General features: G+C 59.5%; 9 protein-coding genes and 3 tRNA genes. 11 read left to right on the forward strand and 1 reads right to left on the reverse strand.

The annotated features are described in order from the left end of the window. The first annotated feature begins 57 nt into the window (after positions 1 to 57). From DQ393_RS23950 to DQ393_RS23970, 5 genes are all read left to right on the forward strand, one after another. Complete coding sequence (locus DQ393_RS23950; protein WP_112344199.1) at positions 58 to 7,521, forward strand: type I polyketide synthase; 7,464 nt, start codon at positions 58 to 60, stop codon at positions 7,519 to 7,521. A 2-nt stretch (positions 7,522 to 7,523) separates the two neighbouring features. Beyond that, positions 7,524 to 8,942 (forward strand): aminotransferase class I/II-fold pyridoxal phosphate-dependent enzyme, encoded by a 1,419-nt coding sequence (locus DQ393_RS23955; protein ID WP_112344200.1) that lies wholly within the window; start codon positions 7,524 to 7,526, stop codon positions 8,940 to 8,942. Positions 8,943 to 8,960: 18 nt separating this feature from the next. Continuing rightward, positions 8,961 to 9,815 carry an SDR family oxidoreductase gene (locus tag DQ393_RS23960; protein ID WP_112344201.1) on the forward strand — a complete coding sequence of 285 codons (855 nt, stop codon included), beginning with the start codon at positions 8,961 to 8,963 and terminating at the stop codon, positions 9,813 to 9,815. Between the two features lie 78 nt (positions 9,816 to 9,893). Beyond that, complete coding sequence (locus tag DQ393_RS23965; RefSeq protein WP_245430441.1) at positions 9,894 to 11,471, forward strand: LTA synthase family protein; 1,578 nt, start codon at positions 9,894 to 9,896, stop codon at positions 11,469 to 11,471. Beyond that, on the forward strand, positions 11,471 to 12,769 hold the full coding sequence (locus DQ393_RS23970; RefSeq protein WP_112344203.1) for a capsule biosynthesis protein: 1,299 nt from the start codon (positions 11,471 to 11,473) through the stop codon (positions 12,767 to 12,769). Before DQ393_RS23965 ends, DQ393_RS23970 begins: the two co-directional genes overlap by 1 nt. 348 nt (positions 12,770 to 13,117) lie before the next feature. Here the strand turns inward: DQ393_RS23970 and DQ393_RS23975 are convergent. Beyond that, positions 13,118 to 13,193 (reverse strand) — tRNA-Val (locus DQ393_RS23975). A gap of 392 nt (positions 13,194 to 13,585) precedes the next feature. On the opposite strand from DQ393_RS23975, the gene DQ393_RS23980 reads away from it, so the two are divergent. The 6 genes from DQ393_RS23980 (at position 13,586) to DQ393_RS24005 (ending at position 16,031) form a co-directional block, all read left to right on the forward strand. Continuing rightward, positions 13,586 to 13,662, forward strand: a tRNA-Asp gene (locus DQ393_RS23980). A gap of 50 nt (positions 13,663 to 13,712) precedes the next feature. Further along, a tRNA-Asp gene (locus DQ393_RS23985) sits at positions 13,713 to 13,789 on the forward strand. 258 nt (positions 13,790 to 14,047) lie between these two features. Further along, entirely contained in the window at positions 14,048 to 14,413 is a 366-nt protein-coding gene (locus DQ393_RS23990) for an NADH-quinone oxidoreductase subunit A (protein WP_112344271.1), read from the forward strand. Then, the gene (locus DQ393_RS23995) at positions 14,404 to 14,985 is read left to right on the forward strand and encodes a NuoB/complex I 20 kDa subunit family protein (RefSeq protein ID WP_015339504.1); all 582 of its coding nucleotides are present in this window, start codon (positions 14,404 to 14,406) and stop codon (positions 14,983 to 14,985) included. Before DQ393_RS23990 ends, DQ393_RS23995 begins: the two co-directional genes overlap by 10 nt. A 17-nt stretch (positions 14,986 to 15,002) precedes the next feature. Further along, complete coding sequence (locus DQ393_RS24000) at positions 15,003 to 15,605, forward strand: NADH-quinone oxidoreductase subunit C (RefSeq protein ID WP_112344204.1); 603 nt, start codon at positions 15,003 to 15,005, stop codon at positions 15,603 to 15,605. Between the two features lie 90 nt (positions 15,606 to 15,695). After that, positions 15,696 to 16,031 carry a four helix bundle protein gene (locus DQ393_RS24005; protein ID WP_112344205.1) on the forward strand — a complete coding sequence of 112 codons (336 nt, stop codon included), beginning with the start codon at positions 15,696 to 15,698 and terminating at the stop codon, positions 16,029 to 16,031. Positions 16,032 to 16,054: the final 23 nt, after the last annotated feature.

Below are 16,054 nucleotides of genomic sequence, written 5' to 3' on the forward strand. Positions count from 1 at the left end.
CAGTTGATATTGAAATTGGTCAGCCTGGTGCACTTCGTAGAATATTGCTGAGATATCATGACGGTTGAAATTATCGGACGCGCAAGCGTTGCCCCCGGGGCGGGTTCGATTGAAGAACTGCAGCTTGTCCTCAAGGAAGGACGTTGCACGATAAGCCGTATACCTGAAGAGCGCTGGGATCTCGCTCGCTTTTGGCATCCGGCTGTGGGCGTTCCGGGCAAGACCTACACATATGCGGCCGGCGTTCTTGACAATGTCTACGCCTTCGACCCCATGGTTTTCGGCCTCTCCCAGCGCGAAGCGATGCAGATGGACCCGCAGCAGCGCATCCTTCTCAATGTCGTCTTGCGGGCTTTGGAAGATGCAAATCTGCCGATTGACGGTTTCGAGGGGCAGCGGGTCGGCGTCTATGTCGGCGCATCTTCCCTTGAGCACGGGAACCTGACGCTTGAAGATCCAGCCTCGGGCGGCCCGTATTTCATGACGGGCAATACGCTTTCGATCGTTTCCAATCGCATCTCGCACATATTCGGCCTGCGCGGGCCAAGCATGACGATCGACACGGCCTGTTCCTCGTCGCTTGTGGCGCTCGACCAGGCGGTCAGGGCGTTGGAAGGCGGCGAAATCGATACCGCAATCGTTGGCGGCATCAATGTCCTGCTCCATCCGATGTCCTTTGTCGGCTTTGCACAGGCGCGCATGCTGTCGCCGGAAGGCCTCTGCCGCGCCTATGACGACGATGGACGCGGTTATGTTCGGGCAGAAGGCGGTGCGGCGATCGTGTTGCGTCGCACGGATGTCGCCCTGCGCGAGAAGGACCGCAGCTATGCCAGGATCTATGCCATTGGCGTCAATTCCTCGGGGCGGACCAACGGCATCTCCATGCCGTCGCGGGAGGCGCAGGCAGCCTTGCTGCAGTCGATCTATGAAGGGCATGCGATCGATGTCAATCGCATTGCCTTCATCGAAGGCCATGGAACGGGAACGAAAGTCGGCGATCCCGCCGAAATCTGGGCGATCGGCGAAGTCATAGGACGCAACCGGCGGGCGCCGGTGCCAATCGGGTCGATCAAGACCAATATCGGCCATACCGAACCCGCATCCGGCCTGTTCGGACTGCTGAAGGCAATCATCGCGCTGGAGAATAATTTCCTTCCGGCTTCCCTGCATTTCGACCGCCCCAACGAGGCGATCGACTTCGAAGGTTTGAACGTCCGCGTCAATACATCCGCGATCGAATTGCTCCCTGCGAAGCAACCGCGTTTTGCTGGTATCAACTCTTTTGGTTTTGGTGGCACCAACGCACACGTCGTCATCAGTGATCCCGATCCGGTTGCTCCGCCCGAGCCGCAAATCAGAGGCGAGGGGCTAGTTTTTGCGGCGAGCGCCCATACGGCTTCCGCGCTTTCAAAGTTGCTCGCGGAATACAAAATGCGTCTTGAAAGCGCCGAGCCCAGGGACGCGCGGCAGATCGTCTCCTCCGCCGCTGCCAATCGCGAGCCTATGCGTCATCGTTTTGCGGCGCGGGCGAAGGATAGTGCGGCGATACTTGCCGCGATCGACGCGCACCTGTCCGGCAAAATGTTGGTCGGCGAGGCGGGCGAGGCACCGGCGCAAGCCGCCAGGATTGCCTTCGTCTTTTCCGGCAATGGGTCGCAATGGGCAGGCATGGGTGTGGGTGCCTACGAGGAAAACCGCCATTTCCGCCAATGCTTTCAATCCTTCAGCGCCCTTTTCGAATATTATCTCGGCGAGAAGCTGACGGATATACTGGTCGCCGCGGATCTTTCCGCTCGGCTTGCCGATACCAAGATTGCGCAACCGCTGCTGTTTGCAATCCAGGCGTCTCTCTCGGACTGCCTGTGGTCGATGGGTGTCAGGCCGGATGCCGTTCTCGGCCATTCGGTCGGCGAAATCGCCGCAGCTTATGCCGCCAAGGCGCTGACGGCTGCCGAGGCGGTCGCAATCGTCGCCAAGCGCTCGCTGCATCAGGATCTTCTTGCCGGCGAAGGCAAGATGGCTGCCGTTGTACTGGGCGAGGATGCCGCCTTGGCTTTTGCGAGGTCCCATGGCCTCGACAATATCTGTATTGCGGCGATCAATGCGCCGAATTCGGTAACGATCTCCGGGCCGGTCGACGAGGTGGAAGCTTTCAGGGATGCGGCGCGCAAATCCCAGATCGTCGTGCACATTCTCGATATCAACTATCCGTTCCATCACCCGATCATCGATCGTGCCAGAGATGCCTTTCTGACCGATCTGCCCGATCTGGCGCCTGATAGCGGGGCAGGGACCTTCATTTCGACCGTGACTGGCGAACTGCGCGACGGGCGGCTGCTCGATACGCAATACTGGTGGCGGAACGTCCGCGATCCCGTACTCTTCAAGGCCGGCTGTCAGACGGCCATGGCGATGGGATGCAACCTCTTCATCGAAATTTCGCCGCGCCCGATCCTGTCCAACTATGTGACGGAGATCGCCAAGCAAGCTTCGGTTCAAGTCATTGCCATACCGACCTTGCTGCGCGAAGCGCCCGTTGCCGGTCACGATCCGGTTTCACAATCATTCGCGAGGGCAGTCGCCAACGGTGCGCCGGCGCTACGCGCACGCGGCAGCGCCACGCGCAACGCTTTCGTCAGGCTGCCGTCCCTGCCGTTCGAACCGATGGAATTGCGCACGCAACCGACAGCCGACGAGATCGATATTTTCGGTCGCGACCGAAAGAATCCCTATACGCTGCTCGGCTGGCGGACCGACCTCAATGGTTCGACGTGGAAGAACCATCTCGACGCTCGTCTTTTTCCGGATCTTGCCGAGCACGTGGTCGACGGCAAGGCAATCATGCCCGGCAGCGGCTTCGTCGAAATCGCCGTTACGGCGGCACAGCAATATTATGGGGCGGACGAGGTTGAGATCGGCAATCTCGAAATCATGCGGCCGCTTGAATTGTCGCAGGATCACATGGTCGAGCTGTCGACCATCCTGTCGTCCGAAACCGGCGATATCGAGATCCGGTCGCGCGAACGCCTCAGCCGTGACGAATGGACGGTGCATGCCGTCGGGCGATGCCGCAAGCCTCTGAGCGGCGAGAGCTTCGCCGAAGCTGTCGAACGATCGGGCAGGGATCGCAAATCTCTTCTGACCTCCGAAGTGACCTATGAAACCGCAGAACGTTTCGGACTGCATTACGGCCCGCATTTCCGGCTTTTGGCAAAGGCGATCGCTTTCGGTCACGATCTCATCGAGGTGGATCTGAAGCCGCCGGCCGCACCTGCGCATCCTTTCGGAACTTACAATCTCAACCCCATGTCGGTCGACGCCGCGTTTCACGGTCTCGTTGCATTGTTCGATCAGTTGTCCGGCGATGAGGCCGGCGCGCCCTATATTCCCGTTCACTTCGGCACCGTGACGGCTTTCGGCAGGCGAAGATCGATTGTCAAGGCGCGGATCGAGATCGATCGGTTCAGCGCAAATTCGGTCAAGGCATGTTTTGCCTTGTTCGATGCGAGTGGCAAGCCGGTAGCGGTTCTCGATGATTGCCGCTTCCGCCGCACGCAACTGCGCCGCCGGGCAACGCTGGAGTCCGTTGCGTTTCACTACGAGAGCATGCCATCGGTCATTCGTGCCGGCAGAGACGAAGTCGGCACCGGCGCATTGCAGATTTCACCGCAGTCGAGCTTCGAAGGAAACCGTGCGCTCAACAATGCGAGCCTTCTTCTCGATGCGGCGGTCTATCGCGCCTGCCACGACATAGCGCTGACCTTAGCCGATCGCAGGGGCAGCGTCGCGTTCTCCAGCCTACCCGGCGATGCCGAGTTCAGGTCGTTTCTCGTCAATTGCCTCTATATTCTCGAGGACGCCGGCATAGCGACGGCAAATGAGGGCAAATGGGAGGTTCCGCAAGAGCCGACTTTGCCTCCGCTGGCTGAATTGCTGCAGGAAATCTATCGCGAGGATGCAGAGCGCGTGGCGGAGGCCGTTCTCGTAGGCAATGCCTATCGCGAGACACTCGAGCATTTGGCGATGATCCGGCCGCATGTCGTGGAGCAGGAGCCAGCGAATCGAGGCACAAGCATTTCGAGTGGAGCGACCCTGGAGCATATGCTTCTTCACTCTCCTTTGAGCGAAAGGCGGCTTTCCCTGCTTGCGGAGGCCCTGACGTCCGCCATCAAAGCCAATGCCGGGGAGATCGAGCACATTCTTGAGATCGGTTCCGTATCTGCCGCTTTCAGCCGCAAGCTGGCGGCCGCTGCCTCCGTGACTGGCGCACGCCTTCTCATCGCCGAGCCCCGCGAGCACGCCCGCCGCGCGCTGGAGATCGCTTTCGAGCGCGATGCGCATGTCATCGTGACGGACCCCGCCAGGCTGGCGGATCGTACCATTGCCGACGTCGTCGTCGCGTCCGGCGATCAGAGCCAGCATCTGATGCGGCACAATGACGACATCAAGCGGATTTTGTGGACGGTCGCCGCCGGCGGTGGGCAATTGTTGCTGGCCGACCGTGCGCCGAGCGCCTTCAATGATTTCGTCTTCGGCCTATCCGACGGCTGGTTTGCAGATAGCCAATCGCCGGAATTCCCGGTCGGGCGGCTCGGTACGCCGCAACAGATCGAAGATCTGCTGGAAACACTTGGCTTTGCCAAGCCTCGGATCCGCGAGCTGACCTTCCCCGAAGGTTCCCTGATCGCAGTGATGGCTGTCTCTGAACGGCGACCGGAAACGTCGAGCGCCGCTGAAGCCGCCGAGCCGATCCTGATCCTGTCGGAGCAAGGCAGGAACGGCCTGGCCAAACTCGATAAGAGAATGACGGTCATCGATCTCGGCGCATCGCCTGCAGATCTTGCCAATATCGTCGGTGCAATCGATCGCGATACTCGTGGGATCGTCTATCTCGCAAACAGGAAGTCCGGCGAGGCGACGGAACTCTCGCTGTCCCGTCTGTCGGTCTTTGCCGAATTGGCTAATCTATTGTCGCGGAAAAGCGATGGAGCAAAGTTCCGGCTGATCGTCGTTGCCCCGGGCGGTTCCCCGCTGGCGGCTGGTCCTGTCGACGAGGCCAATGCGGGCCTTTGGGCCTTCGGACGTGTCCTTCAAAACGAATATGATGCCTTCGATGTGCATCTGCTGGATGCCGATGCGGATGACAAGCGGATTGTTGCGGTCATCGACGCGCTAATGGCGGCGGAGACGGAGAACAGGGAGTGGGTTCTGGATCGCCTGACCGGAAAAGTCCGCGAAATCAGAGCCGCTGCCGGCCCCTTCGGTGCCGGCGAAGCGAGCCGCCGCGATTTCGAGGCTGCAACGATTCGCCAGCGTGTCGCCGGTCGCCTGGACAGCATGGCCTGGGAGGAAACCAGCCTTCCCGTGCCTGGCGAAGGCGAGGTCGTCGTTTCGGTCGAAGCCACCGGCCTCAACTTCCGCGATGTCATGTGGGCGATGGGTCTCCTGCCCGAAGAGGCCCTGGAAGATGGCTTCGCCGGTGCCACGATCGGCATGGAGTTCGCGGGCAGAATTTCGGCCGTGGGCGATGCGGTCGATGATCTCCAGCCGGGCGACACGGTTATGGGCATCGGACCGGCTGCATTCTCGACCCATGTTCGGGTCCGGCGCGACGGCGTGACCAAGCTGCCGGAGCGAATGAAAGCCGCTGCTGCCGCGACGGTGCCGGTTGCTTTTCTGACGGCCTATTATGCGATGGTCGAGCTCGGGCGCATTCAGCCGGGTGAGACCATTCTGATCCATGGCGCTGCCGGCGGCGTCGGTCTGGCGGCACTCCAGATCGCCAAGCATAGAGGTGCCAGGGTGATCGCCACGGCCGGCACGGTCGAGAAGCGCGGCTTCCTTGAAATGCTCGGCGCCGATCATGTGCTCGATTCCCGCTCTCTGGATTTCGTCTCGGGCGTGCGCCGTCTTACCGGCGGCGAGGGCGTGGATCTCGTTCTTAATTCGCTTTTCTCCGAAGCGATGGAGCGAAGCATCGAGCTGGTCAAACCATTCGGTCGTTTCCTGGAACTTGGCAAGCGCGACTATTATGCCGACCGCAAGATCGGCCTGCGGCCTTTCCGGCGCAATGTCAGCTATTTCGGCATCGATGCGGATCAGCTGCTGGTCAATGCGCCCGATCTTGCGCGGCGTATTTTCACCGAGATCGGACAGCTTTTCGCTGAAGAAAAGCTGACGCCGCTGCCATATCGCGCCTTCGCCCATGACGAGATCGGCAATGCATTCCGCTTGATGCAGAATGCCGGCCATATCGGCAAGATTGTCGTGCGGCCACCCGTTCCGGGGGTCGATAGCGTCTTGCGGGCTCCGGCAAAATCCTTGCGTTTCGATGCCAGGGGCATTTTCCTGGTTGCGGGCGGTATCGGCGGCTTTGGGCTTTCCGCCGCCGATTGGCTCGTCTCCAGAGGCGCGCGCCGCATAGCCTTGTGCTCGCGCCGAGGCATTGCCGACACGGAAACCAGGAAGGCGATGGCCGGTTGGGCAAGGCGAGGCGTCGTGGCGACGCTGCATGCCTGCGATATTACCGATGCAACCGCGGTCGAGACGCTGCTTGCATCGCTTCGCGCCGAAGGAACACTGAAGGGTGTCGTTCACGCCGCTATGGTCTTGGATGATGCGCTTCTTGCCAATCTGACGCCCGAGCGCAATCGCCCTGTTCTCGAGGTCAAGATGCGCGGCGCCGAAACTCTGGACCGTTTAACGCGGGGCGACGAGCTTGAGCTCTTTCTGCTCTTCTCTTCGGCAACGACCATGCTCGGCAATCCTGGGCAAGCCAATTATGTGATGGCAAACGGCTATCTGGAAGGCCTGGCTCGCGCGCGTCGCGCTGCCGGCAAGCCGGCCTTGGCCGTCGGCTTCGGCGCCATCGCCGACAAGGGCTTCCTTGCGCGCAACGGCGAGGTCAATGATCTTCTGTCCAAGCGCCTGGGCAACGCCGCATTGAAGGCGCGCGACGCGCTGGAACAGGTGGAGCGCTATATTCTGGCCGACACCGGCGCTGTTGATGCCGCAGCCGTCATGATCGCCGAGATCGACTGGAATGCCGTTCGCCTGTTGCCGATCGCCGATCGTTCGCTTTTCGAACCGCTGATGCGGTATACGGGCAGCCGTCAAGCTCTGAACGAGGGAGACAGCATCGATCTAAGGGAGTTGATCACCGGCAAATCGGAGGAGGAGGCCCGAGCCGCCCTGCATGCGCTCGTTGCTGCGGAAATCGCTGCAATTCTGCGTGTCACTGAGGATAGCGTGACGCCCGACAAGGTTTTGAAGGATATCGGCCTCGATAGCCTGATGGCGATGGAACTCGGCATGAGCTTCCAGCAGAAGACCGGTTTCGACATTCCTTTGAGCGGTGTCGGCGAGGGCACGACGGTCGGCGACGTTGTCGGCCGTTTGCGGGACCGTGTCATGAATCGCAATGGCGACGATGTGAAGGCTGCTGCCGCGGGCAATGACCAGATCGTCGAGCAGCTGGCGCGCAGCCATGCCGCGGAACAGGAAAAAAGGGCCGCTCAGTGACGATGCATGATGTTAATGACGGCAGCCAGGCGGAGCAGAAGAAGAGCAAGCTGCTGGAGCAGATGCGTCGCGTCGGCGAATCCTCCGGGCGCAACCGGGCCGAACGTTTGAACAGGCAGCCGCCGGCACAACAGCGCCAGGCAGCGCGGTTCGAAGACTTGCCGGAGTACAAGCGCGTCGCAATGCAGCGCATCGCCGGTGAATTGCTCGGCGTTGCCAACCCCTTCTATCGCTCGCACGATGCTGCGGCCGGGGCGACGACACGCATTGGCGGACGCGAATTCATCAATTTCGCCTCTTATGACTATCTGGCGACCAATACCGATCCGCATGTCGCGGCAAGCGCCAAACAGGCGGTCGATCGTTTCGGTATCTCGGCTTCGGCGAGCCGCCTGGTCGCGGGCGAGCGCCCGGGGCATATCGAATTGGAACGGAAGCTTGCCGCGGTCTATGGGGTCGATGCCGCCGTCTGCTTCGTCAGCGGCTATCTGACCAATGTCGCGGCGATCGGCTGCCTCATGGGGCCGCAGGATCTGGTGATCCACGACGAATTCATTCACAACAGCGCGCTCGCCGGCATCAAGCTGTCGGGTGCAGCACGCCGGCTCTTCCAGCATAATGACGTCGACAGCCTCGAGACCATCCTGAAGACGCTGTCATCCGATTTCCGCCGTATCCTGGTCGTCGTCGAAGGCATCTATTCGATGGATGGCGATATCGCCGATCTGCCGGCCCTGCTGGAGCTGAAGGCGCGCTACGGTTTCTGGCTGATGGTCGACGAGGCGCATGCGCTCGGCATTCTCGGCAAGACGGGGCGCGGTACTTTCGAGCATTTCGGCCTCGATCCCCGGGATGTCGACATCTGGATGGGTACGCTTTCAAAGACGACCTCGAGTTGCGGCGGCTATATCGCCGGCAGCCGTGCGCTTGCCGATATTCTGAAGGCGGAAGCCGGCGGCTTTGTCTATAGCGTCGGGCTGTCGCCCGTTCTTGCCGCCGCCGCTATCGCCGGTCTCGATATCCTGCAGTCCGAGCCCGAGCGAACCGAACGTCTCGGGCGCAACGGCCGGCTGTTCCTCGAAGAGGCTAGGGCGGCAGGCCTCGATACCGGCCTCAGTGCTGGCCATTCGGTCGTGCCCGTCATCGTCGGCGATTCGCTTCGGGCAGCGCAGCTTTCGAACGATCTGCTGGCCGAAGGTATCAATGTCCTGCCGATCATCCATCCGGCCGTCCCCGAAGGCATGGCGCGGCTTCGCTTCTTCATCACCTGTAACCATACCGAAGAGCAAATTCGGCACGCCGTCGCGCTGACGGCAGAAAAACTGAAGAGTTTGCTGGACCGCAATTTCGGGCTCGCATCACTCGATATGGACAAGATGATGCAATTGCTGCCAATGGGCCTAGCCCCGACTGGCCCGTAAATTCAGGACGATTGTCTCATGCACGTTATCGTCACGGGAGGTTCGAGCGGAATTGGTCTGGCGATAGCGAAACTATATGCGGCCAGGGGGGATCGCGTTTCGCTTCTCGCCCGTCATCCCGGACGCCTCGAGGAGGCGCGAGCCGAGATCGCATCGCTTCAAGGCATCGACGGCGCCCTTATCCGGGTATGTTCCGTGGACGTGGCTTCGGCCGAGGAGACCGCGCAGGCGGTGGAGCTTTGCGAGGCGTCCTTCGGCCCCTGCGATATCCTCATCGCCTCGGCTGGTATCGTCGAACCCCAGGTCTTCGACGCGATGCCGGTATCGGTTTTCGATGAGCAGATCGCCATCAATTTCCTCGGAACGGCAAATGCCGTTCGCGCTGTCTACAACGGCATGAAGCGGCGGCACGGCGGCCGGATCATGATGATCTCCTCGGGTGCTGCCCTGATCGGCATCTTCGGCTATACCGCCTACTGCGCATCGAAATCGGCATTGGCCGGATTTGCCGAAGCCTTGAGTGCCGAGGCGGCGGCCACCGGCATATGCGTTTCCATCTGCTTTCCGCCCGATACGCTGACGCCACAATATCGGCGCGAAATCTCCCGCAGACCGCGCGAGGCGGAAATCTTGATGGGATCCGTCAAGCCTTGGAGCGCGGAGGCGGTGGCCGCGAGAATCGTTCGCGGGCTGGATCGGGGACAGGCCAAAATCCACTTCGGATTGTCTCTGACCGCGCTTGCCTATTTCGGGTCGCAGATAAAGCCGGTGCTGAAATGGTGGCTTTCGCGCAAAACGCGAAAAATATTTGGGCAGGATGCATATCCCGGTCTTGCCGAGACGGCCGAGCAAGGTTTTGATCGTGATAAGTAATACGAAACAATTGTCGGATCCGTTCCCGCGGATTTGGAAAACGTTGCGACAGGCAGCAGGCATTTGGATGGCGCGATCTTGAAGCTGCATGATTTTCCAATTCTTTTGACGGTCGCCTGCTTCGTGCTTTCCTGCGTCATCGTCTTCCTGACCGATCCGTTTGCGATGCCGATGGCCGTCAATGCGCAGAACCGCACGGCAAGAAGCTGGCGGCGCCTCGTTTGCGATTGGGCGGTGCGAATTCCGGTCATTGCACTGATCTATGCCGCCTTCTTCGCGATTTCCTGGCGCCCCATCTACAGCACGCAGGCGGTCATCAGCTTCTTCGTCATTTTCTCGGGAATTTCGCGGGCAAAATTCGAATTCATCCGGGAGCCCTTGGTATTCTCGGACATAGCGCTGGTGGTCGATGTCTTCAAATACAAGGAGATTTTCTACGCGACGTCGCTGAACATCGTCTTCTGGGTGATTGCCTTCGCTTACGTATTCGGCCTCAGCGGCCTTTACATGTATATGGAGCCATCGGTTCTGCCGGCTTCCAACGGCTTGCTCTGGGTTCTCCTGATGCTTGCCGTTGCCTTTGCGCCCTGGCTTGCCCTGTTCAGCCGAGTTGTTAGCGAACCGGTATGCCGTTTCACGCAGAAGTTCTTGGGCAAGGTCGATGTCAAGATCGATACCGTGCGGTTCGGCACCTTCGCTTCCGTGGTCTTTCATTTCGTCATCTGGGTCGGTGTCCGGCGCGAGGCGATCGTCTCGGAATTATCCGGTCGTTTCATCTCGGCGCTTCAGGAGCTTTGGGATCACGGCGAGGACGAGCCGCTCATTGTCGTCTGGCAATCCGAATCCTTCATCGACCTCAGGCATTTCGGCGTCAAAAACGTCAAGCTCCCGAATCTCGACCGCTTGCGAGAGCGGGCCGCGCAATGGGGCCGCATGACCAGCGTTTTCGAGGGAGGCTACACGCTCCGGACGGAATTTGCTGTCTTGAGCGGATTGCTGCCCGAAAATGTACATATCGACGCCAGCTATCCCTATCTGCGCGCCAGCCATTACAAGGATGTCGTCTGGCCGGCGCGACTCAAGAAAGCGGGCTGGAAAACGCAGTTCATTCACCCCTACGACAAGACCTTCTTCCTCCGTCACAAGGCATTGCCGCAACTCGGCTTCGACCGAATGATGATGCTGGACGAATTCGATCACAATCCGGACCGCGATGGCCCTTATGTCAGCGATCTCTCGCTGACGAAGAGCGTGATTCGGACGATCGACGATGATGGCACCGACAAGAATTTCGTCTTTGTCGCATCCATGGCGAATCATGGTCCCTGGGAGCCGGGTCGTTGCGGGGATCTGGTCGATCCCGTGGATATTTATGGCGAGCTGCTGATGCGCGCCGATCACGCGCTCGGCAATCTTGCCCATCATCTCGACAGGCTGGATCGCCCGATTTGGCTTCTTTTCTATGGCGATCACGCGCCTTTGCTGAAGGCCTTCGCCGACCCGTTCCCGGATCCGCGGACCGATTATGTCATCGTTCCTCTTGGCCGCGCACGAGCCCATTCGCAAAAGCCGCAGCCATCGCGGGAAGAGGCGCCGTGGAACCTGATCGGCGCGTTGCTGCATTATGCGGGCCTTCGGGCCGAGGTTCCGGAGTAATGGCCGACGGGCAGGGGAAACGGGACGATACCCCTCGCACGTTCCTGTTTCTGCAGGGGCCATCCTCGCCGCTCTTCATCGAGATCGCCGGACTCCTGGAAATGGCAGGCAGCCGCTGCATTCGCATCAACCTCAATGCCGGCGACTGGGTTTCGTGGCGCTGGCGCAGCGCCTTCAATTATCGCGGCGATTTTGCCGGCTGGCGCGCATATGTCAGCCGGCGAATCGCGGTCGAAAATGTCACCGACATGATATTGCACGGCGAAGAGCGTCCCTATCATAAGGTCGCCATCGAGGAGGCGCGCCGGCTGGGTGTCGGCATCAACGTCGTCGAGATGGGATATTTGCGGCCGGATTGGGTGACTCTGGAGCGCGACGGGCTCTCCTCCAATTCGCATTTTCCGGATGATCCCGGCCATATTCTCGAAGCGGCGTCCGATCTGCCCGATCCGGACTGGACGCGCCGCTACAGCCAGACGTTCCTCGCCGAAGCGCTCTACGACCTCGTCTATTATCTGCCGACCGTCTTTCTATGGTTTCTCTATCCGGGCTATCGGCGTCATGGGCTCTATCATCCGCTTATGGAATATGCCGGGTGGTTGAGGAGACTTCCCTCAAGCAGCAGAAGGTCGCGTGAAGCGGAGGACGTGGTCGAGCATCTGCTTGCCGGCGGCAAGCGATTCTTCGTCTATCCACTGCAGCTTCAGACCGATTTCCAGCTGCGGGCGCACTCGCCCTTTCATCGGCAGCAGGATGCCATCAGGCTGATTCTCTGGTCTTTTGCGGAAAATGCCGCGCCGGAAACGCATCTCGTCCTGAAACTGCATCCGCTCGACAACGGACTTATGGATTGGAGGGCCTATGTCGACAACATCGGCGCTTCCTGTGGATTGTCCTCCCGTCTCCATTTCATAGATGGCGGCGATCTCGACCGGCTGATGGCCGCGAGCGAGGGGATGGTAACGGTCAATTCCACGGCGGCACTTACGGCATTGCGGGCCGGCAAGCCCGTCAAGGCGCTCGGCGCGGCGATTTACGATATAGAGGGCCTGAGTGACCGGGGGGATCTGGATCGATTCTGGCATGAGCCGAGGCCGCCATCGCCGGAGCTGCGCGATGCATTCTTCAAGCTGCTCGCGACCGCCATACAGGTCCGCGGCAATTTCTGCTCGGGGGAGGGCGCGCGTGCCGCCGCCGTTGAGATTGCCGAGAGATTGTTGTCACGGACGGTCAATCTGCCCGACGGCTATGTCGACCCGCCGCCGCGGCGACGGCCATCGAAGATTCATGTGCCGTGAGCGTGACGAAAAGGAAACGGTCGCAGGAAGGATCTTCGACCCTGAAATTGACAATACGGCGACTTACATGTGGACTGGAGCTGAACCTGGCGCAGCGATTCGACGCCGGGAAAGCGAATAACGGTTTGCCGGGAGCAAACATCATGGATGACAGCAGGATGGAAAGGTTCATGCTGAAGGAGCTGCTGATGATCATCGCAGCCCTTGTACTTGTTTCCGCCGTGCTTCTGGCAGTCGTTATTTTCGGCAATTACTGAGCTGCACTTAACCGGACACGAAAAACCGCCGTTCGGACACGAAAAGCATCGTTCCGATCTGAAAAAATCGCTGATTGAATTCGAGAGGGAGTGGTGGGCGATGAGAGACTCGAACTCCCGACATCCTCGGTGTAAACGAGGCGCTCTACCAACTGAGCTAATCGCCCTTCTGCGAAGCGGGTCATCGGCCCGCCGCGTTCGGTGGCCGTGATCTATGCGGAACGGGGAAAAACCGCAAGAGTGTTTGTGAAGATTTTTTGATTTTTTTGGATTTTGCGCATCTTTGGCCACCCGTCATCCACATCCATAAATGTGAAGATATGCCGATCAATGCGGTGCATATCAGGTACCGATGAAATGCATGAGGCGGGAACCTGCCATGCCAAATCGACGGAACGGAAAATTACGGACAGGCTTGTCGATAACAATTCACACTCTGTCATCGATTTGTATTCAAACCTGCTTGACACCCAAACACGAACCCCGTAGTTAGCCGCTTATCGAACGGCGAGGGCCGCTTTGATGGGTGCGAAAGCATCCGGAATGCTTGAAATGAAATGCGGGTGTAGCTCAGTCGGTTAGAGTGCCGGCCTGTCACGCCGGAGGTCGCGGGTTCGAGCCCCGTCACTCGCGCCATTTCAAGGTAAATTCCGGATCTGGCACCGCGCCGAAAGGCCAAGCAATGCGCGGGTGTAGCTCAGTCGGTTAGAGTGCCGGCCTGTCACGCCGGAGGTCGCGGGTTCGAGCCCCGTCACTCGCGCCATTCTCTCCAAGCCATTACAATCAAACATCATTTTATTGCGATTGCGAAAGAGCCTTTTCGCGTTTGCGCCAATTTGTCGCGTTGTCGTCGCAACATATTGATATCAACCGCTCGACAGGACCTCGAACGACAGATTCAAAAGGCTTGCGCGCGCGCTCCGCCTGCGCTAACCACGGCTCTGTTGCAACGCTCTTTCGCTTGCTGGGCATTCGCTCAGATGCGCCGCCCCGGCGCTGACCGCAAGCAGGGATGGACATGATGACTGGACTGCTCAGTTCCTATATTCCGATAGCGATTTTCATTGGTATTGCCCTGGTGATTGGCCTGGCGCTGTTGATTACGCCGTTTGCCGTCGCCTTCAAGGCGCCTGACTCGGAAAAGCTGTCGGCCTATGAATGCGGCTTCAATGCATTCGATGACGCCCGCATGAAGTTCGATATCCGCTTCTACCTGGTATCGATTCTCTTCATCATCTTCGATCTGGAAGTCGCCTTCCTCTTCCCGTGGGCCGTCTCCTTCGGCGCGATCGGCTGGTTCGGCTTCTGGTCGATGATGGTGTTCCTGCTGGTGCTGACCATCGGCTTTATCTATGAATGGAAGAAGGGAGCCCTGGAATGGGAGTAGCCCCAAGCAACACGACGCTCGTAGCGCCGCAGCCGAAGGGGATCATCGATCCCGCGACCGGTAGGCCAGTCGGCAGCAACGATCCGTTCTTCGGCGAGATCAACAACGAACTCGCCGACAAGGGCTTTCTGGTCACCTCCACCGACGAGCTGATCAACTGGGCCCGCACCGGCTCCCTGATGTGGATGACGTTTGGTCTTGCCTGCTGCGCTGTCGAAATGATGCAGGTTTCCATGCCGCGTTACGACGTCGAGCGCTTCGGTTTTGCGCCGCGTGCCTCGCCACGCCAGTCCGATGTCATGATCGTCGCCGGCACGCTCACCAACAAGATGGCGCCCGCACTCCGCAAGGTTTACGACCAGATGCCCGAGCCGCGCTACGTCATCTCGATGGGCTCCTGCGCCAACGGTGGCGGCTATTATCACTATTCCTATTCCGTCGTGCGCGGCTGCGACCGTGTGGTGCCGATCGATATTTACATTCCGGGCTGTCCTCCCACGGCGGAGGCGCTGCTTTACGGCGTGCTTCTGCTGCAGAAGAAAATCCGGCGCACCGGCACGATCGAACGGTAAGGCAGGGGACAGGTATCATGAGTGAAGCCCTGAACGAGCTCGCGGCTTATCTGACGGAAGTTCGCGGCGCCCTGATCTCATCGAGCGAGATCAAGTACGGCGAATTGAATGTGACGACGACGGCCGAAAACGTTATCGCCCTGCTGACCTTCCTGCGTGACGACGCCAAATGCGGTTTCGTCAACATCACGGATATCTGTGGCGTGGACTGGCCGCAGCGCGCCGAGCGCTTCGATGTCGTCTACCATCTTCTTTCGCCGAAGAAGAACCTGCGCATCCGCGTCAAGGTTCCTGTCGGCGAGGATCGGCCTATACCCTCTGCTTGTGGCCTTTTTCCCGGCGCCGATTGGTTCGAGCGCGAAACCTGGGACATGTACGGCGTTCTTTTCACCGGACACCCGGATCTGCGCCGTATCCTGACCGATTATGGTTTCGAAGGTCACCCGCTGCGCAAGGACTTCCCGACGACCGGTTTCGTCGAAGTCCGCTACGATGATGCCGCCAAGCGCGTCGTCTATGAGCCAGTGGAACTGAAGCAGGAATTCCGCAATTTCGACTTTTTATCTCCTTGGGAAGGCACGGATTACGTGCTCCCGGGTGACGAGAAGGCGAAGCAGTAAGCTGAGGCAATAGGCAGTAGCCAATAGGCAATAGGAGAATGGCAAACGGCGATTAATTCCTATCAGGACCTTACGGTGTGGCAGCGCGCCATGGATCTTGCTGTAGAATGTTATGCTCTGACCAAGGAATTTCCGAAGGAAGAGATTTACGGCCTGGTCTCGCAAATACGGCGTGCATCCGTATCGATCGCGGCAAATATCGCGGAAGGTTATGGGCGCGAAGCGACAGGAGCTTATGTCCATCATCTGAAGATTGCACAAGGTTCGCTGAAGGAGTTGGAGACGCATCTGATAATTTCGACGCGAGTAGGCGTCGTCACCCTGGAGCAAGTTGGGTCGGCGATATCGATGAGTGACGAAATCGGAAGGATGCTGCGTTCCCTTATCCGCCGGCTGCAGGACGAACGACATGGATATGAGAGCTAACGGTTACACTATTGCCTATTGCC

The organism is Martinezella tropici (assembly GCF_003287875.1).
In the GTDB taxonomy this organism is placed as follows: Bacteria; Pseudomonadota; Alphaproteobacteria; order Rhizobiales; family Rhizobiaceae; genus Rhizobium; species Rhizobium tropici_C.